This is a genomic window from Streptomyces sp. NPDC044719, from assembly GCF_056433405.1.
In genome coordinates this window covers 1-19621 of sequence record NZ_JBWKHE010000010.1, presented here as the reverse complement: position 1 = coordinate 19621, position 19621 = coordinate 1, and the positions used below count along the sequence as shown (strand labels likewise).

The 19621-nt window shown below is 72.0% G+C and carries 20 protein-coding genes, 1 tRNA gene and 1 pseudogene; 7 read left to right on the top strand and 15 right to left on the bottom strand.

Features of this window, described 5'->3' with window-relative positions:
* Nucleotides 1-8: 8 nt before the first annotated feature.
* Genes AC07DF_RS34385 through AC07DF_RS34375 form a run of 3 tightly spaced genes read left to right on the top strand, consistent with a single transcriptional unit; the run spans nucleotide 9 to nucleotide 2934 of the window.
* Nucleotides 9-1370: an amidohydrolase family protein gene (locus AC07DF_RS34385; protein ID WP_478980274.1), complete on the top strand. Its 1362-nt coding sequence runs from the start codon at nucleotides 9-11 to the stop codon at nucleotides 1368-1370.
* Nucleotides 1367-2248 (top strand): cupin domain-containing protein, encoded by an 882-nt coding sequence (locus AC07DF_RS34380; RefSeq protein WP_478980272.1) that lies wholly within the window; start codon nucleotides 1367-1369, stop codon nucleotides 2246-2248. Before AC07DF_RS34385 ends, AC07DF_RS34380 begins: the two co-directional genes overlap by 4 nt.
* Nucleotides 2245-2934: an SDR family oxidoreductase gene (locus AC07DF_RS34375; protein ID WP_478980270.1), complete on the top strand. Its 690-nt coding sequence runs from the start codon at nucleotides 2245-2247 to the stop codon at nucleotides 2932-2934. Before AC07DF_RS34380 ends, AC07DF_RS34375 begins: the two co-directional genes overlap by 4 nt.
* A gap of 25 nt (nucleotides 2935-2959) precedes the next feature.
* Here AC07DF_RS34375 and AC07DF_RS34370 read toward each other — a convergent pair whose 3' ends face one another.
* Genes AC07DF_RS34370 through AC07DF_RS34355 form a run of 4 tightly spaced genes read right to left on the bottom strand, consistent with a single transcriptional unit; the run spans nucleotide 2960 to nucleotide 4726 of the window.
* Nucleotides 2960-3607, bottom strand: a complete 648-nt coding sequence (locus tag AC07DF_RS34370; protein ID WP_478980268.1) for an HhH-GDP family DNA glycosylase — start codon at nucleotides 3605-3607, stop codon at nucleotides 2960-2962.
* Between the two features lie 2 nt (nucleotides 3608-3609).
* Nucleotides 3610-3954: a DUF3140 domain-containing protein gene (locus AC07DF_RS34365; protein WP_478980266.1), complete on the bottom strand. Its 345-nt coding sequence runs from the start codon at nucleotides 3952-3954 to the stop codon at nucleotides 3610-3612.
* Between the two features lie 35 nt (nucleotides 3955-3989).
* Nucleotides 3990-4472 carry a Dps family protein gene (locus tag AC07DF_RS34360; protein WP_478980264.1) on the bottom strand — a complete coding sequence of 161 codons (483 nt, stop codon included), beginning with the start codon at nucleotides 4470-4472 and terminating at the stop codon, nucleotides 3990-3992.
* Entirely contained in the window at nucleotides 4469-4726 is a 258-nt protein-coding gene (locus tag AC07DF_RS34355) for a WhiB family transcriptional regulator (protein WP_478980262.1), read from the bottom strand. The genes AC07DF_RS34360 and AC07DF_RS34355 overlap by 4 nt, the downstream gene beginning before the upstream one ends.
* A 125-nt stretch (nucleotides 4727-4851) precedes the next feature.
* Between AC07DF_RS34355 and AC07DF_RS34350 the strand changes: the two genes are divergently transcribed.
* Together AC07DF_RS34350 and AC07DF_RS34345 are read left to right on the top strand one after the other, a co-directional pair.
* On the top strand, nucleotides 4852-6039 hold the full coding sequence (locus AC07DF_RS34350) for a thiolase family protein (protein ID WP_478980260.1): 1188 nt from the start codon (nucleotides 4852-4854) through the stop codon (nucleotides 6037-6039).
* Nucleotides 6040-6112: 73 nt separating this feature from the next.
* A complete protein-coding gene (locus AC07DF_RS34345; protein ID WP_478980258.1) occupies nucleotides 6113-6886 on the top strand; it encodes a sulfite exporter TauE/SafE family protein in 774 nt (257 codons plus the stop codon).
* On the opposite strand, the gene AC07DF_RS34340 is transcribed toward AC07DF_RS34345, so the two are convergent.
* Genes AC07DF_RS34340 through AC07DF_RS34330 form a run of 3 tightly spaced genes read right to left on the bottom strand, consistent with a single transcriptional unit; the run spans nucleotide 6872 to nucleotide 9086 of the window.
* On the bottom strand, nucleotides 6872-7672 hold the full coding sequence (locus tag AC07DF_RS34340; RefSeq protein ID WP_478980256.1) for an HAD-IIA family hydrolase: 801 nt from the start codon (nucleotides 7670-7672) through the stop codon (nucleotides 6872-6874). The two genes, AC07DF_RS34345 and AC07DF_RS34340, sit on opposite strands and share 15 nt — an antisense overlap.
* Nucleotides 7673-7690: 18 nt before the next feature.
* Complete coding sequence (gene cobF, locus AC07DF_RS34335; protein ID WP_478980254.1) at nucleotides 7691-8461, bottom strand: precorrin-6A synthase (deacetylating); 771 nt, start codon at nucleotides 8459-8461, stop codon at nucleotides 7691-7693.
* Between the two features lie 49 nt (nucleotides 8462-8510).
* The gene (locus tag AC07DF_RS34330) at nucleotides 8511-9086 is read right to left on the bottom strand and encodes a DUF309 domain-containing protein (RefSeq protein ID WP_478980252.1); all 576 of its coding nucleotides are present in this window, start codon (nucleotides 9084-9086) and stop codon (nucleotides 8511-8513) included.
* 99 nt (nucleotides 9087-9185) lie between these two features.
* On the opposite strand from AC07DF_RS34330, the gene AC07DF_RS34325 reads away from it, so the two are divergent.
* Nucleotides 9186-9259: transfer RNA gene (locus AC07DF_RS34325), tRNA-Pro, on the top strand.
* A gap of 38 nt (nucleotides 9260-9297) precedes the next feature.
* Here AC07DF_RS34325 and AC07DF_RS34320 read toward each other — a convergent pair.
* Nucleotides 9298-10296 (bottom strand): MASE1 domain-containing protein, encoded by a 999-nt coding sequence (locus tag AC07DF_RS34320; RefSeq protein ID WP_478980250.1) that lies wholly within the window; start codon nucleotides 10294-10296, stop codon nucleotides 9298-9300.
* A 67-nt stretch (nucleotides 10297-10363) separates the two neighbouring features.
* Nucleotides 10364-11698: a PP2C family protein-serine/threonine phosphatase gene (locus AC07DF_RS34315; protein ID WP_478980247.1), complete on the bottom strand. Its 1335-nt coding sequence runs from the start codon at nucleotides 11696-11698 to the stop codon at nucleotides 10364-10366.
* A 117-nt stretch (nucleotides 11699-11815) separates the two neighbouring features.
* On the opposite strand from AC07DF_RS34315, the gene AC07DF_RS34310 reads away from it, so the two are divergent.
* Complete coding sequence (locus AC07DF_RS34310; protein ID WP_478980245.1) at nucleotides 11816-12631, top strand: DUF427 domain-containing protein; 816 nt, start codon at nucleotides 11816-11818, stop codon at nucleotides 12629-12631.
* Nucleotides 12632-12641: 10 nt separating this feature from the next.
* Here the strand turns inward: AC07DF_RS34310 and AC07DF_RS34305 are convergent, their stop codons facing one another.
* From AC07DF_RS34305 to iolC, 6 genes and pseudogenes are all read right to left on the bottom strand, one after another.
* The gene (locus tag AC07DF_RS34305; protein ID WP_478980243.1) at nucleotides 12642-13427 is read right to left on the bottom strand and encodes a GntR family transcriptional regulator; all 786 of its coding nucleotides are present in this window, start codon (nucleotides 13425-13427) and stop codon (nucleotides 12642-12644) included.
* A 21-nt stretch (nucleotides 13428-13448) separates the two neighbouring features.
* Nucleotides 13449-14942 (bottom strand): CoA-acylating methylmalonate-semialdehyde dehydrogenase, encoded by a 1494-nt coding sequence (locus AC07DF_RS34300; RefSeq protein WP_478980241.1) that lies wholly within the window; start codon nucleotides 14940-14942, stop codon nucleotides 13449-13451.
* A 42-nt stretch (nucleotides 14943-14984) separates the two neighbouring features.
* Entirely contained in the window at nucleotides 14985-16859 is a 1875-nt protein-coding gene (gene iolD / locus AC07DF_RS34295; RefSeq protein WP_478980239.1) for a 3D-(3,5/4)-trihydroxycyclohexane-1,2-dione acylhydrolase (decyclizing), read from the bottom strand.
* Nucleotides 16856-17749 (bottom strand): 5-deoxy-glucuronate isomerase, encoded by an 894-nt coding sequence (iolB, locus tag AC07DF_RS34290; protein ID WP_478980237.1) that lies wholly within the window; start codon nucleotides 17747-17749, stop codon nucleotides 16856-16858. The genes iolD and iolB overlap by 4 nt, the downstream gene beginning before the upstream one ends.
* Nucleotides 17750-17785: 36 nt before the next feature.
* Entirely contained in the window at nucleotides 17786-18664 is an 879-nt protein-coding gene (locus AC07DF_RS34285; protein WP_478980234.1) for a Cgl0159 family (beta/alpha)8-fold protein, read from the bottom strand.
* A 13-nt stretch (nucleotides 18665-18677) separates the two neighbouring features.
* Nucleotides 18678-19490 (bottom strand): annotated as a pseudogene (gene iolC / locus AC07DF_RS34280) (5-dehydro-2-deoxygluconokinase); the annotation flags it as partial.
* Nucleotides 19491-19621 lie beyond the last annotated feature (131 nt).

Here is a 19621-nt window from a genome sequence, read left to right as displayed (position 1 = left end):
GAACCGCGATGACTGATCGGACACTCCTTCGCGCCGGGCATGTCATATCGATGGACCCCGCGGTCGGGGACCTGCCGAGGGGTGACGTCCTCGTCGAAGACGGAAAGATCGCCGCCGTGCGGCCCGAGATCAGCGCCGACGCCGAGATCCTCGACATGACCGGCCGCATCGTCATCCCCGGTTTCGTCGACACCCACCGCCACACCTGGGAGGCCCCGATCCGGGGCGTCGCACCCGACGCCACCCTCGACGACTACTTCGTCGACGTCCTCGACAGCTTCGCCCCCCTCTACACCCCGGAGGACGTCTACGCCGGCAACCTCGCGGGCACGCTCGAATGCCTCAACGCCGGCATCACCACGCTCGTCGACTGGTCGCACATCAACAACACCCCCGAGCACCCGGACGCCGCGATCCAGGGCCTGAAGGAATCCGGCATCCGGGCGCAGTACGCGTACGGCAGCGCCAACACCTCCCTCGCCGACTACTGGTTCGAGAGCAAGATCGCGATCCCGGCGGACGACGTACGGCGGATCCGGTCGACGTATTTCGCGTCCGACGACGGCCTGCTGACCATGGGCCTCGCCACGCGCGGACCCGGCTTCTGCGTCAACGACGTCGTCGCCGCCGAGTGGGCCCTGGCGCGCGAACTGGGCATCCCGATCACCGTGCACGTGGCCATGGGGCGTCTCGCCGGCCGCTTCGGCATGGTCAAGCAGTTGCACGGCATGGGGCTCCTCGGCCCGGACACCACCTACGTCCACTGCTGCTACTTCAGCGAGGAGGAGTGGCGGATGGTCGCCGACAGCGGCGGTACGGTGTCGGTCGCGCCGCAGGTGGAGCTCCAGATGGGGCACGGCTGGCCGCCCGTGATGCAGGCGATCGAGCACGGTCTGCGGCCCTCGCTCAGCATCGACGTCGTCACCACCGTGCCCGGCGACATGTTCACCCAGATCCGGGCCGCCTTCGGCGCCGAACGCGCCCGGGTCAACGCCGACTGCTGGCAGGCCAACATGGCGGTGCCCAGCACCATGCTGACAGCGCGCCAGATGCTGGAGATTTCCACCGTCAACGGCGCCCACGTCGCCGGTCTCGAGGACCGTACCGGCTCCCTGACGCCCGGCAAGCGCGCCGACATCGTCGCGATCGACGCCACCGCGCCGAACGTCTCCCCGGTGCACGACGCGGCAGCCGCGGTGACCCTCTGCGCGGACGTGTCCAACGTGGACACCGTCCTGGTCGACGGCGTGATCCACAAGCGCGACGGGAGGCTGCTCGCCGACACCGGGCGGGCCCGCCGGCTCGTCGAGGAGTCCCGCGACCGGCTCCTCGCGGCGAAGGAGGCGAAGGGGGAGAGGGCCACGGCATGACGAACCACCTGGTGCGCCGCGCCGCAGACCGGCCCGATCCGCCGTACGACGGCCACGGCCACCGGCGGCGGACGCTGGTCGGCGAGGACGACGGCAGTGTGCACACCGGCTTCGGCCTCTGCGAGCTGCGCCCGGACGGCCGTGTGCCCGCCCATGTGCACTCGTACGAGGAGACCTTCCACATCCTCGACGGGGCCGTGATCCTGGACGTGCCCGAGGGGGCGTACCTCCTGCGGGAGGGCGACTACGGCCTCCTGCCGACCGGTGTCCCGCACGCCTGGCGCGGGGCCGGGGACACCGGCGGGCGCTGGGCGGACATGCTGGCCCCCGTGCCGCGGGCGCGCTACGGGCACGACACCCAGGCGGTGCCGGAGCTGCCCGCTCGCGACCCCGTCCCCGTCGACGTCCGCGACCCCCGCATCCGGACCTTCGGACACTTCGAGCCCGACCAGATGGATCCCGGCAAACAGTCCCAGGACCTGCTGGCCGTGACGGCGAGCATGCGGACCGCGCTGCTGGTCTACAGCGGCATCACCGTGAAGATGATGGTCGATGGTGACCTGGGCGCGGTCGCCTCGACGATGTTCATGGTGCGGTACGCGTCCGACGGCGTCATCGGCACGCACGACCACCCCTTCGAGGAGACGTATCTGATCCTCGAGGGCGTGGCGGAGGCCACCCTCGACGGCGAGCGGTACCGGCTGGAACCCGGGGACCTCGCGTGGGCGGGCGCCGGTTGTGTGCATGGGTTCGTCAACGCCGGGCAGGGGCCACTGAGGTGGCTGGAGACCCAGGCGCCGCAGCCGCCGTCGCGACACTCCTACCGGTTCACGCGGGACTGGGACTACCTGCGCCAGGCGCTTGAGGAGGAGTCATGAGCAGTGTCCTTGTCGTCGGAGGCACGTCGGGGATCGGCCTCGAGTTCGCCCGGACCCGGGCCCGGTGCGGGGACGACGTGGTCCTGACCGGCCGCGACGCCCACCGGGCCGACACGCTCGCCAAGGAGTTCGGTGCCCGGGGCCTCGCCCTCGACCTGGCACGACCACTGGAGGTCGCGGCGGCGCTGGCCGGCATGGGGCGCGTCGACCATCTGGTGATCGCGGGTGTCTCCCGGGACGACAACAAGGTGACCGAGTACGACATCGACGCCGCCCTGCGGCTGGTCACCCTCAAGCTCGTCGGCTACACCGAGGTCGTGCACACGCTGCGCACCCGGCTGCACGACGACAGCGCCATCGTGCTGTTCGGCGGACAGGCCAAGGAACGCCCCTATCCGGGCGCGACGACGGTGGCGACCGTCAACGCGGGCGTGCGCGGCCTGATGAACTCCCTCGCCGTCGAACTCGCTCCGGTCCGGGTCAACTCCGTGCATCCGGGTGTCGTCGGCGACAGCCCGTACTGGCAGTCCAAACCGGAGAAGGTGCTCACCACGCTGCGCACCGAGACACCGACCGGCCGCCTCGCCACGATGGCGGACGTGGTGGACGCGGTCGACTTCCTGCTGCGCAACCGCTCGGTCAACGCGGTCGAACTCAGCGTTGACGGGGGCTGGCTGCTGGGGTGAGCTTCCGGGCCGGGGGCCCGGCGGGTCACCCGGCCCGCCGCAGGGTCTCCTCGGCGATCTCCTTGTCCACCGCCGCCCGCACCAGCGCGGCGGCGAGGACGGCCGGGTCGGTTCCTCCGGCCAGTTCGGCGAGGCGCTCCGGATCCTTCGGCAGCTTCAGCCGCTCGGCGCCCTGGAGGGCCTTGCCGTCCAGGTAGGGCGCTGTCTCGGGCCAGACACCCTGGGCCTCACGCAAGAAGATGTCGCTGCCGGCCGGTCCCATCCCGGGGAACTCCCGCAGGAGGCGGCGCAGTTCGGGCACCTTCCCGTCCGCCTCCCGGCGCAGCCGCCGCAGATCGCCGCCCCACCGCTCGTTCAACAGCTCGGCCGCGTCGCCCAGTTGTGTGGCCGTACGCTCGTCGTAGCGCCGGTAGCCGCCCCGGCCGAGCGCGTCCACCCGCTCCTGCCAGTCCGCCGCCGCCATGCGGCGCGGATCGCGCAGCCCCGCCTCGTGCAGGGCACGGGCGGTGGCCAGCGCGATCGAGCCGCGGATACGGGCACTGAGCAGATGGGACAGCACCAGCAGCCGGTACAGCGGCTGCGGGGTGTCCTTCAGCCGGATGCCCGCCTCGTCGGCGTACGTCCTGCCGTGCGTGCCGAGGAGTTCGCGTACCACGCGCTCCTGGCGGGCCACGGCTATCCCTTCAGCGGATCGTGGCCGACCGTCATCAGCCGGCGCCGACGGCGCGTGTCCTCGGCCGTCACCTCCGGCAGCGGTTCGTTCTCCAGGTCCACCTGGGAGGTGACCCTGTCCACGACGTTCCGCATCACGCGCAGGTCGTCCGCGGTCAGGTCGGTGCGCCGCTTCTGGAGGATCGCCAGGACGTGCTGTCCGGTCTCGCTCCCCGCCTGGTCGGGCAGCGGCTCCGCGTCCTCGTCGGCGTCCCGCGTCCGCAGCCAGGCCGCGAGCTCCTGCGAGGTCATGTTCACCACGCGGTGGAAGTCCTCCCACAGCGCGTCGAGTTCAAGGGCGTCGGTCATCGGGTGCCCCTTCCGTATGTACGTGCGCGCGCCGGTCAGCCCTCGCGGGGGACGTTCTCGGCGTCGAACATCCACCGCTGCTTCTCCAGCTCCGCGGTGATGCTGATCAGCAGGTCCTGGGTGACCAGGTCCGCCTTCTCGGTCGCGTCGATGCGCTCACGCAGCCGGCCGACGGCGTCCTGGAGGGACTCCACCATCACCTGCACGGCGTCCGAGTCACGCACCCAGCCCTCCTTGGGGGCGGGCAGCGTGAAGGTCTTGGCGATGGTCTCCGGCCGGCCGTCCGGCGGCACACCGAGCGCCGCGGACCGTTCCGCGACCGTGTCGGCGAAGTTCCGAGCGGCCGACACCACCTCGTCGAGCTGGAGGTGGATGGACCGGAAGCGCGGTCCGACGATGTTCCAGTGCGCCTGTTTCCCGATCAGCGAGAGTCCGAGCAGGTCGACCAGGGTGTCCTGAAGTGCCTCGCAGGAAACCCGGCGGGCCTCGTCGGGCAGCGTGCTCCTCACGGCCGTCATAGGGCGCTTCTCCTTCTCGCGTCGTTCCTCGTGGTCCGGAGCAGTGCGTCGCGCTCCTCCTCGCAGGTTCCGCCCCACACGCCCGAGGCCTGGCCGCTGCCCAGCGCGAAGCTCAGGCACTGGTCGGTCACCGGGCAGCGCGCGCAGACCCGCTTCGCGGCCGCGACGTCCCGCAGGGCCGGACCCGCCGTGCCCACGGGAAAGAACAACTCGGGGTCCTCGTCCACGCAGGCGGCGCTCCGCAACCACTCCATGACCGCGCGGGTGCCCCGGGCGCATGGGTGCAAACGCGACCCGTGACGCCTTCACAGGCGGCGGGACGAGGGTCTATAGTCCGAAACTAGCAGTGCTAATTAATGTGCGGTGTGAGGAGCCTCTCGTGCGTCCCGTCCACTTCGCGGCCGCCCGCCGCACCCCCATCGGCAAGCTCAGGGGATCCCTCTCCTCGGTACGGCCCGACGACCTCGCCGCGACCGTGGTCCGCGCGCTCGTCGGCGACGTGCCCGCGCTGGACCCGGCCCGCGTCGACGACGTCTACTGGGGCGCCGCCAACCAGGCCGGCGAGGACAACCGCAACGTCGCCCGCATGGCCGCCCTGCTCGCGGGCCTCCCCGAGTCCGTCCCCGGGGCGACGGTCAACCGGCTCTGCGCGTCGGGCCTGGAGGCCGTCACCACGGCCGCCCGCACCATCGCCGCCGGCGAGGCCGACATCGTGATCGCGGGCGGCTCCGAGTCGATGAGCCGCGCCCCCTTCGTCCTGCCCCGCCCCGACGAGGCCCTGCCCCATCGCATCGAGACCGTCGACACCCGTCTCGGCTGGCGCCTGGTCAACCCCGCGATGCGGGACCTGCACGACCTGCTGTCCATGGGGGAGACGGCGGAGGAGGTCGCCGCGCGGTACGGCATCGCGCGCGAACGCCAGGACGACTTCGCCCTGCGCAGCCACCAACGGGCCGCCCTCGCCCGCAAGAACGGCCACTTCGACGACGAACTCCTGCCCGTGGAACGCCCCGACGGCGTGCTCGTCGACACCGACGAGTGCGTCCGCGAGGACACCTCGCACGAGAAGCTGTCCCGGCTGAAGCCGGTCTTCCGGGACGGTGGCACGGTCACCGCGGGAAACGCCTCCCCGATGAACGACGGCGCCGCCGGTCTCCTCCTGGTCAGCGAGGAGGCACTGAACGAGCTGGGCCTCCATTCCCTGGGCCGCTACGTCGCCGGCGCCTCCGCCGGTGTCCACCCCGACGTCATGGGCATCGGCCCGGTCCCCGCCACCCGCAAGGCCCTGGCCCGGGCCGGCTGGAGCGTCGGCGACTTGGAGGAGGCCGAGTTCAACGAGGCCTTCGCGGCCCAGGCCCTGGCCTGCGTGGACCAGCTCGGCATCGACCCCGACCTCGTCAACCCGAGCGGCGGCGCCATCGCCCTCGGCCACCCCCTGGGCTGTTCGGGCGCCCGCATCCTGACGACGCTGCTCCACCGGATGCGGCGTACGGGAGCGGGGCGGGGGCTGGCGACGATGTGTGTGGGGGTCGGGCAGGGGAGCGCGCTGCTCGTCGAGCGGGGGTAGTACCGGGCCCCGCAACCACCAGGCGAGACGGCACTGCGGCGCCCTGTTCGGTGCACATAGCATCAGTGTTCGCATGAACACGATGACGCTCTGGAACATCACCGGCTGGGAGTTCGCCGCACTCGCCTTCGCGGCCCTCCTCGTCGGATTCTCGAAGACCGCCGTGAGCGGGGCCAACACGGTCAGCCTCGCCGTCTTCGCCGCGGTGCTGCCCGCCCGCGCCTCCACCGGTGTCCTGCTGCCGATCCTGATCGCCGGGGACCTGCTGGCCGTCGCCACCTACCGGCGGCACGCCCACTGGCCCACCCTGTGGCGGCTGTTCCCGGCGGTCGCCGCGGGCGTCGTCGTCGGCACGGTGTTCCTGATGTGGGCGGACGACGCGATCGTAAGGACCTCGATCGGCGCGATCCTGCTGCTGATGGCGGCCGTGACGGTGTGGCGACGGCGTACAGAGGACGCGGAGCGGCAGCCGGACTCGGTCACCAGCAGGGCGGGCCGGGTCAAAGCCCGCTCCTACGGCGTGCTCGGCGGCTTCACCACCATGGTCGCCAACGCGGGCGGCCCGGTGATGTCGATGTACCTGCTGTCCGCGGGCTTCCGCAAGCTCGGCTTTCTCGGCACGTCGGCCTTCTTCTTCCTGATCGTCAACGTCTCCAAGCTGCCCTTCAGCGCCGGACTCGGCCTGATCGACGCCCGCTCGCTCCTGCTCGACCTGGCGCTCGTGGTGTTCGTCGTGCCCGGCGCGCTCTTCGGCAAGTGGGCGGTGAACAAGATCAACCAGCGGCTGTTCGAACAGCTGGTCATCGCGGCGACCGTCGTGGGCGGTCTGCAACTACTGCTGCGCTGACCCCCGCAGCAGCCCGGGCAGGTCCGCGAAGGAGTCGATCACGTGGTCGGGCGTGCCGTCGGCGGCCCGCAGCGCCTCCGGCTGGAACTTGCCGGTCCGCACGAGGACCCCGGTGACACCGGCCCGCTGCGCCGCGAGCACGTCGGACTCGACGTCGTCGCCCACCATCACGGCCTCGCCCGCACCGGCACCCACCCGGGCGAGCGCCGCCTCGAAGAACGCCCGTGCCGGCTTGCCCGTGATCTCGGCCTCCACCCGGGCGGCCCGCTCGAGACCGGCCAGGAACGCACCGGCGTCCAGCCGCAGCCCCTCGTCCGTACGCCAGTACAGGTTGCGGTGCATCGCCACCAGCCGGGCCCCGCGCCGCAGCTGCCCGAAGGCCCGGTCCAGCGCCTCCCAGCCGAACTCGGGACCGGCCCCGCCGACCAGCACCACATCCGGCACGGTCCCGGTGTCCGCCGCGTCCACGAGGGTCACACCGTCGAGGTCCTCCTCGATGTCGCCGCTGTTCAGCAGGGCGCACCGGGCGCCGGGACAGTGCTCGGCGAGATACGCGGCGGTGGCCGCGGGGGCGGTCAGGATGTCCTCGGCGGACACCGGGAACCCCGCGTCCGCCAGTGTCCCGGCGATCGAGGCCCGGGTGCGGGAGGTCGTGTTCGTGACCAGCAGTACGGCGAGCCCGGCTGCCCTGATCTCCCGCAACGCCTCCACGGCCCCGGGCAAGGGCCGCCACGACACGGTGAGCACCCCGTCGATGTCGATGAGCGCGGCACGCACGGACTCCATGTCCGGACGATAGCCGGGTCAGTCCCGGGGGCGCCTGCGCAGCAGATACGTGTCCATGATCCAGCCCTTGCGCTCACGGGCCTCGGCACGCAACCGCTCGATGCGGGGCGCGGCCTCGGCGATCGGGCCGGAGACGAGGATCTCGTCCGGAGTGCCGATGTAGGCGCCCCAGTAGATGTCGACGTCCTCCTGCGCGTACCGCCGGAAGGCCTGGTGGGCGTCGAGCATCACCACCACGTCGTCCACGCCCTCCGGGAAGCCCTCGGCGAGCCGCCGCCCGGTGGTGATCTGCACGGGCCGTGCGATGCGGTTGAGCCCTGTCCGGTGCCGGGCGACGAGCGCCGAGACGCTGCTGACGCCGGGGACCACGTCGTAATCGAACGCCACCGCGTCCCGCTCCAGCACCTCCTCCAGGATCCCCAGCGTGCTGTCGTACAGCGAGGGGTCGCCCCACACCAGGAACGCGCCGGTCTCCTGCTCGCCGAGTTCCTCCGCGATGAGCCGCTCGTAGATGCCGGCGCGGGCGCTGCGCCAGTCCCCGACGGCGGGGGAGTAGGCCGCGCCGTCGGCGGCCCGGTCCCGCTCCGGGTCCCGCGCCTCGACGACGCGGTACGTCCCCCGCGGGAGGTGCGTGTCGAGCATGTCCCGGCGCAGCCGGGTGAGGTCCGCCTTCACCTCGCCCTTGTCCAGGATGAAGAACACGTCCGTGCTCCGCAGCGCCCTGACCGCCTGCAGGGTCAGCTGCTCGGGGTCGCCCGCGCCGATACCGATGACATGAATCCTTCGCACACCCCGAGTCTGCCGCACACCGGTGCCGGCACCCGCACCGCGCCCCGGGTCAACGCCCCGTACCCGCTCCCCGTAGCCGAGGCGCCCGAGCCCCCGCGTCGACGGCGAGGCCGTCGCGTTCCACGTCCTGGGCCAGTTCCCGGGCCCAGGCGGCGACGGCCGCGAGGTCGATGCCGTGCGGCAGCGGCTGACCGGAGCCGGAGGCCCAGGTCTCGGTCGCGCCCGCCCCGCGCCGCAGCAGCCGGGCCCCGCCCGTGAGGTTGCCGCGGGCGGCGTGGGTGAGGCCCACGGCGAGCTGCGCGAGACCGCGCCACAGCTCCCGCTCCGTGTCGGGGCCCGACTTCCAGGCGTCCTCGAAGACCTCGTGCGCGTGGAACGGCTTCCCCTCGTCCAGCAGCCGCTGCGCCTCGGCGACGGTCTCCTGCGGCGTGCGGACCACGCCCTCGGGCTGCCGGGGGACGCCGTCCGCGCCGTAAGGCAGGGGCCGCCCGAGACCGTCCCGTGGCCGGGCGTTGCGGGCCCGCCCCTCGCTGTCGCGGTCCCGGGCGTCGCCCGACCGCTCCGCGGAGGTGCTCCCCGTGCCTCCCGTGTCGTCCCTGCTTCCCCTGCTGTCTGTGCTGCCCATACGCCGATTGTCCCGCCCGGGCCGTTTTCGGCGCGGCCAGGGGGTGGGGTAAGGTGCTGTTCGCGCGATCACGCGGTTTGTCCGCGAGTGGGCGCGCATCGGGACGTGGCGCAGCTTGGTAGCGCACTTGACTGGGGGTCAAGGGGTCGCAGGTTCAAATCCTGTCGTCCCGACAGAGTGACCGGGAGTTCTCCCCGGGCAGGGCCTTGCCTCACTTCGGTGGGGCGGGGCCCTTCGTCATTTCGGGACCCAGGGCGGGGCGTCGGTCACTGGCGGCGATTCTCGTGACCATCTCGGCGAGCTGTCCGCAGGCCTGCGCGATCTCCCGCGCGGTCTGGGCGCGTTCGTTGACCGCCGCTCCGAGCAGGAGGGCGGTCAGCGAGACGGAACCGTTGAACGCCTGCAGGGTGATCATGTTGGTGAAGAGGTCATGCCCGGCGAACGGGCCCGTGTTCTGCGCTGCCGCGATGATCGCGAAGGTCGACACGGCGAGGGCACAGGGCGCGGCCCCGGCCAGCCCGAAGCGGAAGGCCGCCCAGATCAGCAGCGGGAAGCCGAGGAACAGCAGCGGCGTGGTGCTGGTCTCGACGAAGCCGATGCAGACAGTGGCGGCCAGGAGCAGGATCCCCTCCGCCCACCGGGACGGCGGAGCGCCCGCTGGCCATCGCGCCGAGCGGAGAAGGAGCACGACCGGTGTGACCGCCAGGACGCCCACCGCGTCGCCGGTCCACCAGACCGACCATGTCGGCCAGAAGCCGCCGGTGTCCAGCACACCGGTGAGGACGAGCGTCCCGGTGCCCACCGTGGCGCTGACCAGCATGCCGGTGAACGCGCCCAGGAAGATCAGGGCGAGGGCGTCCCGCAGGCGGTTCATCTCCCTGCGGAACCGGGCGCGGCGGAGCAGGGCGTACGAGCAGACGGGGGCGAGCGTGTTGCCCGCCGCGATCGCGAGTACGGCCAGGAACGACGGCCCCAGCGAGATGTTGACCAGGAACGCCCCGAGCGCGATCCCCGGCCAGATCCGCGGGCCGCGCAGGAGCAGACTGGCCAGCGCGATACCGCTCGGCGGCCACATCGGGGTGACCTGGCCGCGTACCTGCTGCTGGAGCAGTCCGATCTCGGCCGAGCCCCAGTACAGCGCGGCGACGGCGCAGATCTCCAGGGCGACCGCGCCACCACGCCGGGCCCCGGCATGCCGCGCGACAGTCATCGGGGACCTCCGCATCGACATCCCCTCGACCATCATCCGCCGGTTCCGTCCGAACCTCCACGCCACGTCAGGCGGGCGGGGTGCGCAGCGCCAGGACGGCCATGTCGTCGTGACCGTCGCTCGGGTGGTGATCGGCCAGCGCCCGCACGAACTCGTGCAGGGGCAGGTGCGCATGGGCGGTGGCCAGCCACGCGAGTTCGTTCAGGCTCTCGTCGATGGGGTGGGCCGGGTGTTCGATCAGCCCGTCGGTGAAGAAGACGACGGTGGCGTCCGGGAGGAGGAAGCGGGAGTGGTCCGGGCGAGGTTCCTCCAGGTCGACACCGAGCGGCAGTCCGGGCTCGGCCGTCAGGTACTCCGCTTCTCCGGCAGGGCTGATCAGCAGGGGCGGGACATGGCCCGCGGTGCTCCAGTGGATGCGCCAGCCCGGCCCCTCCGGTTCGATGCGGGCCAGGGCGGTGGTGGTGACGGGGTTGGTCGTGATGGCCTGGAGGGTGCGGTCGAGCCGGGCCAGGAGCGCGCCCGGCGTACTGCCCCGGTCGAACAGCAGGGCCCGCAGCATGTTGCGGGTGGACGCCATGGCGGCCGCCGCCCTCAGATCGTGGCCGACCACGTCACCGATGACGACCGCCACGATGTCGCCGGACAGCGGGATCGCGTCGTACCAGTCCCCTCCGAGCTTGCTGGGCTCGGCGGCCGGCCGGTAGACGGCGGCGGCGCTGAAGGGCCGCAGGTCGGGCAGGGCGGGCAGCAGGAGCCGCTGGAACTGCTCGGCTCCGAGCCGCACCTGCTCGAACAGTCGGACGTTCTCGATGGCGATGCCGGCGGCGCTGGCCAGGGCGGTGACGACGTTCTCGTCCTGGACGTCGAAGGGCTGTCCGTCACTCCGCTCGGCGAGGTACAGATCGCCGTAGATCTCACCGCGGACGCTGATGGCGACGCCGAGCAGCGTCCGCAGACGCGGATGGCCGGGCGGGAAGCCGACGGAGGACGGATGGGCCAGGATGTCGTCGATCCGATGGGGCTCGGGGTGGCTGATCAGGTGGCCGAGGACCCCCAGCCCGCGAGGCAGCTCGGTGCCGGCCAGGTCGTCGAGTTCGCGCTCGGACAGACCGGCGGTGATGAACTCCTCCAGGCGCTCGCCGGACGCGTTGAGCACGCCCAGCGCGCCGTAGCGGGCGCCGACCAGGTCCATGGCGGTGGTCACGATGCGGTGCAGCACCGCGGTCAGCTCCGTCTCCCGGCTGATGGCGACCACCGCGTCCAGCAGGCCCTGCATCCGGTCCATGGCGTCCAGCAGGGCGCGCAACTGCTCGTCGATCTGGTTCAGCTCGGTACGCAGGCGCACATGCAGGTCGGGCAGCTGCGGCTGCCTGGGATGCTGCCCTCGCCTCTCTCCTGCCATCACGAGCGCCTCATGGCCTGAAGTACGGTCCCTACAGCTTAGGCCCGGCCCTGGGCGTCGGGACCGTGGGACCGTGGAAGGAACCGGACATCCGGACCTCCGGAAGGAGCACCGGCCATGACCATCCGCCCGGCCCACACCCCCGCCCCGACGATCAGGACCACCCCCGAAGGCCTCATGTGGGAGCCCAGCGACCGCTGGGTGCGCGGCCGCAAGGGCGACGTCACCGTCGTCGACAGCCGGCACCCCGTGCTCGTCTGGGAGCCCCACCTGCCGGTGCCGCAGTACGTCTTCCCGCGCGCGGACGTCCGCACCGACCTCCTCCGCCCGGCGAAGAACCCGCCCACCGGCAAGCACACCGGCTCCCGGATCTTCTACGACCTCGAGGCCGACGGCGAGGTCCGCTCCAACGCGGCCTGGACGTTCCCCGCCGACGACCTGGCCGGTCACATCGCCTTCGAGTGGTTCCTGCGCACCGACACGGGACTCGACCACTGGTACGAGGAGGACGAGGAGATCTTCATCCACCCCCGCGACCCGCACAAACGCGTGGACGCGCTGCCGAGCAGCCGCCACGTCCGGGTCGAGATCGAGGGTCAGGTCGTCGCGGACACCCGGGATCCCGTCCTGCTCTTCGAAACCTCCCTGCCGACCCGGTACTACCTCCCCCGCGAGGACGTCCGCCTCGACCTGTTCGACGCCACCGACCACAGCACCGGATGCCCCTACAAGGGCACCGCCGAGTACTGGTCCTGGCGCGGCGAGGGCGACGTGCCGCCCAACATCCTGTGGAGCTACGCCGCCCCGCTGCCCGCGGTGGCGGCGGTGCGGGGGCGCCTCGCCTTCTTCAACGAGACCGTGGACATCACGCTGGACGGCGAGCGCCTGGAGCGCCCGGACACACCGTTCAGCCGGATGCTGCGCAAGAGGTGACCGGCTCCCCTCACGGCCTCACCAGAAGCTGGAAGTCGAAGGTGTAGCGCGACGCCCGGTAGATGTGCGTCCCGTACTCGACCGGGCGGCCGGTGTCGTCGTACGCCGTGCGCTGCATGGTGAGCAGCGCCGCGCCCTCCTCCTCGTCCAGGCGGGCGGCCTCCTCCGCGGTGGCGGCGCGGGCGCCGACGGTCTGACGGGCGCTGTGCAGGGTGATGCCGGCCGAGCGCATCATCCGGTACAGGCCCGTCGACTCCAGGCGGGCGCTGTCGAGGTCCAGCAGGGCGGACGGCAGGTAATTGCACAGCAGGGCGACCGGCTGGCCGTGCGTGCTGCGCAGCCGTTCCAGGGCGGTGACCTCGCTGCCCTCCGCGACACCGAGTGCGGCCGCGACGTCGCAGGACGCCGGGACGACCTCGTGGCGCACGACCTGGGTGGCCGGCCCCTGCCCGGCCGCCTCCAGGTCGTCGTAGAGGCTGCTCAGCTCCAGCGGGCGCTTGACCTGGCTGTGTACGACCTGGGTGCCCACTCCGCGCCGCCGGACCAGCAGCCCCTTGTCGACGAGGGACTGGATGGCCTGACGGACGGTGGGGCGGGACAGGCCGAGGCGCACCGAGAGGTCGACCTCGTTGCCCAGGAGGTTGCCCGGGATGAGGACCCCGTGCTCGATCGCGGCCTCCAGCTGCTGCGCGAGCTGGTGGTACAGCGGCACGGGACTGCCCCGGTCCAGGGCGAAGTCCAGTGAGCTGAGCGCCGGGGCGGCCGTGGTGCGGGCCCGGTCACCGGTCTTCGCCATGGATGAACCCCCCTCCGGGCGTCAGGAGTTGCTCGGGAAGCCGAGGTTGATACCGCCGTCGGACGGGTCCGGCCAGCGGGTGGTGATGACCTTGCCCTGGGTGTAGAAGGCGATGCCGTCGTTGCCGTAGATGTGCAGGTCGCCGAAGAGGGAGTCCTTCCAGCCGCCGAACGAGTGGTAGCCGACCGGGACCGGGATCGGCACGTTGACGCCGACCATGCCCGCCTTGACCTCCAGCTGGAAGCGGCGGGCGGCGCCGCCGTCCCGGGTGAAGATCGCGGTGCCGTTGCCCCAGCGGGAGTCGTTGATCAGCTTGATGGCCTCCTCGTACGTCTCCGCGCGCACGACGGCCAGCACAGGGCCGAAGATCTCGTCCCGGTACGCGTCCGCCGTCAGCGGCACCCGGTCCAGCAGCGAAACGCCGAGGAAGAAACCGTCCTCATGGCCCTCGACCGAGTAGCCGGTGCCGTCGACGACGACCTCGGCGCCCTGCTCGGCGGCGCTCGCCACGTACGAGGCCACCTTGTCGCGGTGCTCGCGGGTGATCAGCGGGCCCATCTCGGAGGCCGGGTCGTTGCCGGGGCCGATGCGGAGGTTCTTCGCCCGCTCGGTGATCCTGCCGACCAGGTCGTCACCGATGTCGCCGACCGCGACCACGACCGACACGGCCATGCAGCGCTCGCCGGCCGAACCGTACGCGGCGTTGATGGCCTGGTCGGCGGCGAGGTCCAGGTCCGCGTCGGGCAGTACCAGCATGTGGTTCTTGGCGCCGCCGAGGGCCTGCACGCGCTTGCCGTGCTCGACGGCCTTGAGCTGGATGTACTTGGCGATCGGGGTCGAGCCGACGAAGGAGACCGCCTCGATGTCCGGGTGCTCCAGGATGCGGTCCACCGCGACCTTGTCGCCCTGCACGATGTTCAGGACGCCGTCGGGCAGCCCGGCCTCGGAGGCGAGTTCGGCGAGCTTGAAGGAGGCCGACGGGTCCTTCTCGGACGGCTTCAGCACGAAGGTGTTGCCGCAGGCGATGGCCAGCGGGAACATCCACATCGGCACCATCGCCGGGAAGTTGAACGGCGTGATGCCCGCGACCACGCCCAGGGGCTGGCGGATCGAGGCCACGTCGACCCGGGTGGAGACCTGGGTGGACAGCTCGCCCTTGAGCTGGACGGAGATCCCGCACGCGAGCTCGACGATCTCCATGCCGCGCGCGACCTCGCCGAGCGCGTCGGAGTGCACCTTGCCGTGCTCGGCGGTGATCAGCTCGGCGATCTCGTCGCGGTGGGCGTCGAGCAGCTCGCGGTACTTGAACAGGATCGCCGTGCGCTTGGCCAGGGAGGACTCGCCCCAGCTCTCGAAGGCGGCCCTGGCGGAGGCGACGGCGGCGTCCACCTCGTCGACGGTCGCGAAGGCGACCTGCTTCTCCTGGGCGCCGGTGGCCGGGTCGTAGACGGGGCCGAAGCGGCCGGAGGTGCCCTCGACGGGCTTGCCGTCGATCCAGTGGGTGATGGTCTTCATCGTGTGCGGGGCCTTTCGTGGAGCGTGATGTCAGCGGGGAGTTCAGAGGTGGCGGCGGCGATCGGCGACCTGGCGGTCGTAACGCTCGCGGGCCTCCACGGCGGCCTCGCGGGAGGCGGTCTCGGCCACCGGCACGTCCCACCAGGCCTCGGCCGGGGGAGCGGTGGGTGCCGGGTCGGTCTCGACGTAGACGCATGTCGGCCGGTCGGAGGCGCGGGCCGCGGCCAGTGCCTCGCGCAGCTCGCGCACGGTCTTGGCGCGGAGCACGTCCATGCCGAGGCTGGCGGCGTTGGCGGCCAGGTCGACGGGGAGCGGGGCGCCGGTGAAGGTGCCGTCGGCGGCCCGGAAGCGGTAGGCGGTGCCGAAGCGCTCGCCGCCGGTCTCCTGCGACAGACCGCCGATGGAGGCGTAGCCGTGGTTCTGGATGAGGACGATGTTGACGGGCAGGCCCTCCTGGACGGCCGTGACGATCTCCGTCGGCATCATCAGGTAGGTGCCGTCGCCGACCAGCGCCCAGACCGGGGTGCCCGGGGCGGCCTGCTGGACGCCGATGCCGGCCGGGATCTCGTAGCCCATGCAGGAGTAGCCGTACTCCAGGTGGTACTGGCGCGGGCTGCGGGTGCGCCACAGCTTGTGCAGGTCGCCCGGGAGCGAGCCGGCGGCGTTGATCACCACGTCGTCGTCGCCGACGGCCGCGTCCAGCGCGCCGAGCACCTGCGTCTGGGTGGGTACGGCGTTGTCGTCGTCGGCGCGGTAGACGGCCTCGACGATCTCCTCCCAGCGGTCCTTGCCGGCGCGGTACTCCGCCTCGTACGCCTCGCTCACACGGTGACCGGAGAGCGCCTCCAGCAGCTTCTCCAGGCCGGACCTCGCGTCGCAGACCAGTGTGCGCGCGGCCAGCTTGTGCGCGTCGAAGCCGGTGATGTTGAGGTTGAGGAACCGCACCTCCGGGTTCTGGAAGAGCGTGCCGGAGGCCGTGGTGAAGTCGGTGTAGCGGGTGCCCACGCCGATCACGAGGTCGGCGGTGCGGGCGAGGTCGTCGCTGACGGCGGTGCCGGTGTGGCCGATGCCGCCGAGGTCGGCGGGGTGGTCGTAGCGCAGCGATCCCTTGCCGGCCTGAGTGGAGGCGACCGGGATGCCGGTGGCGTCGACGAGTGCCTTCAACGCCCCCTCTGCCTCGCTGTGGTGGACGCCGCCGCCCGCCACGATCAGCGGCCGCCCGGCCGACCGGATCGCCTCGACGGCGGCCGTGAACTCCACCGGGTCCGGCGCGGGACGCCGTACGTACCAGACGCGCTCGGCGAAGAACTGCTCCGGCCAGTCGTACGCCTCCGCCTGCACGTCCTGGGGCAGGGCCAGCGTGACGGCGCCGGTCTCGGCCGGGTCGGCCAGCACGCGCATGGCCTGGAGTGCCGACGGGATCAGGGCCTCGGGTCGGGTGATCCGGTCGAAGTACCGCGACACCGGGCGCAGCGTGTCGTTGACCGACACATCCGCCTCGACGGGGTGCTCCAGCTGCTGGAGCAGCGGGTCGGGGGCGTGCGAGGCGAAGTAGTCGCCGGGCAGCAGCAGCACCGGCAGCCGGTTGATCGTCGCCAGCGCGGCGCCGGTGACCAGGTTGGTGGCGCCCGGGCCGATGGAGGTCGTCACGGCCTGCGCGGACAGACGGTTGAGCTGCCGGGCGTAGCCGACGGCGGCGTGCACCATGGACTGCTCGTTGCGGCCCTGGTGGAACGGCATGACCTCCTCGCCCGCCTCGAGGAGGGCCTGGCCGACCCCGGCAACGTTGCCATGGCCGAAGATGCCCCAGGTCCCGGCGATCAGCCGGCGCCGCACGCCGTCCCGCTCGGTGTACTGGGCGGACAGGAACCGCACCAGGGCCTGGGCGGTCGTCAGTCGGCGGGTGCGGGCGTTCATGCGGAGGTCTCCGGGGCGGTGTAGAGGGGGAGGCGGGGGTCGACCGGCTGGTTCGGCCAGGTGTCGCGGACCCAGGCGTGGTCGGGGTGGTCGCAGATCAGCCAGGCGCGCTCGGCCTCCGGGCCCGCCATGACGTTGAGGTAGTACATGTGGTGGCCGGGGGTGGCCATCGAGGGCCCGTGCCAGCCGTCCGGGATGAGGACCACGTCGCCGTCGCGGACCTCGGCCAGCACATCGGTGCCCCGGCCCTGCCCGGACGGTGAGACCCGCTGGTAGCCGAGGCCCGGCGTGCCGTCGTGGCCGGCGAACTCGAAGTAGTAGATCTCCTCCAGCACGGACTCCTCGCCCGGCCGGTGCTCGTCGTGCTTGTGCGGCGGGAATGACGACCAGTTGCCGCCCGGCGTGATCACCTCGACCGCGATGAGCTTGTCGCACTCGAACACGCCCGCCGCGCCGAAGTTGTTGACCTGCCGGGAGCAGTTCCCGGTGCCGCGCAGCTCCACGGGCACGTCGGAGGCCGCTCCGTAGCGGGCGGGCAGCCGGCGGTCGCAGCGCGCGCCGGTCAGCGCGAACCGTCCCCCGGCGGCGGACGTCACTTTCGCGCGGGCGTCGCGCGGCACGTAGGCGAAGTCGCTGACGCCGCTGAAGACGTCCCGGCGGCCCTGGAGTTCGAAGGTGTCCTGGCCGAAGTCGTCCGCCGCGGCGACGGTGCAGCCGCCGCTCAGCGGGACGACGATCCACTCGCTGTCGCCGGTCTCGAAGGAGTGCGTGCCGCCCGGCGGCAGCTCCAGGATCCGCAGGCTGGAATGGCCCCAGCCCGCCTTCTCAGGAGTGACGTCGACGATGTAGGGGCCGCCGAGGGCCTTACCCGCGGGAAGGTGATACGTCATCGTGTGCCTTTCGGATCACAGCAGGTGCCACTTGAATCACAGCAGGCCGACGGCCGTGTCCACCGCCTGTTCCACGCTGCCCTCGGCCGGGTAGAGCAGCGAACGCCCGACGACCAGCCCCTGGACGGTGGGCAGGCGCAGGGCCTTGCGCCAGCGTTCGTAGGCACCCTCCTGGTCCTCGCCCACCTCGCCGCCGAGCAGGACGACGGGCAGCGTGGAGGTCTCCAGCACCTCGGCCATGTCGTCCGGGTCGTCGGTGACGGGCAGCTTCAGCCAGGTGTAGGCGGAGGTGCCGCCCAGCCCCGAGGCGATGGCGACGGACCGGGTGACCGCGTCGGCGGACAGGTCGTTGCGGACCCTGCCGTCGACCCGCCGGGAGATGAACGGCTCCACGAACAGGGGGAGCCGGTGGGCCGCCATGGCGTCGACCGCACGGGCCGTGGACTCCAGGGTGGTCAGCGAGCCCGGGTCGTCGTAGTCGATGCGCACCAGGAGCTTGCCCGCGTCGAAGCGGAGCCGGGCGATGTCCTCGGCGCGGTGACCGGTGAAACGGTCGTCCATCTCGAAGGAGGCCCCGGCGAGGCCGCCGCGGTTCATCGAGCCCATGACGACCTTGTTCTCCAGCACCCCGAGCAGGAGCAGGTCCTCCAGGATGTCGGCGGTCGCGAGCACCCCGTCGACGCCGGGCCGGGACAGCGCGGCACACAGCCGTTCCAGCAGATCGGCGCGGTCGGCCATGGCAAGGCGCCGGTCGCCGACCGCGAGGGCGCCGCGCGCCGGGTGGTCGGCGGCCACGATCATCAGCCGGCCGCTGTCGCCGATCAGCGGGCGGCGCACCCGGCGGGCGGCCGCTTCGGCGACCGCCTCGGGGTTACGGGCTCTGACCGTGGTGAGGTCGGGGATGCCGATGTTCAATGCGGGCTCCGTTTCAGAGGCTCGTGCTCGGCGACGGCGCCTCGGCGAGGAGGCCGGCGACCTCGGACTCGGTCGGCATCGCGGAGGAGCAGGCGAGGCGGGAGGCGACGAGGGCGCCGGCGGCGTTGGCGTGGCGCATGATCTTCTCCAGGTCCCAGCCGGAGAGCAGACCGTGGCAGAGCGAGCCGCCGAAGGCGTCGCCCGCGCCCAGGCCGTTGACGACCTCGACCGGCACGGGCGGCACCTCGGCCCGGGTGCCGTCCCGGTGCACGGCGAGCACGCCCTTGGGGCCCTGCTTGACGACGGCGAGTTCCACGCCCGCCTCCAGCAGCGCGTCGGCGCAGGCCTGCGGTTCGCGCACGCCGGTGGCGATCTCGCACTCCTCGAGGTTGCCGACCGCGACCGTGGCGTGGCGCAGTGCCTCGCGGTAGTACGGGCGGGCCTCGTCGGGGTCGCGCCAGAACATCGGCCGCCAGTCGAGGTCGAAGACGGTGGTGCCCGACTTGTCACGGGCCTTGAGGGCGGCGAGCGTGGCGGAGCGGCTCGGCTCCTCGCTCAGGCCGGTGCCGGTGATCCAGAAGATGCGGGCCCCGCGGATCGCGAAGAAGTCCAGCTCGTCGGTTTGGATCTCCAGGTCCGGGGCCTTGGGCCGGCGGTAGAAGTACAGCGGGAAGTCGTCGGGCGGGAAGATCTCACAGAACGTGATCGGGGTGGGGTACGCCTCGACCGGGGTGACCCAACGGTCGTCGACGCCGAAGGACTTCAGCTCCTGGTGCAGATAGGTGCCGAAGGGGTCGTCCCCGGTGCGGGTGATCACCGCCGTGGGGGGGGCCCAGGGAGCGGCCACAACCGAAAAACCGGCCACCAAAAACCCCAAAAAACTCCCCCACACCCCCCCCCCAAACCAAGAGAGCCCCATCTGCCCTGGAGGGGGGGCAAAGCCCACCCAACCCCCCC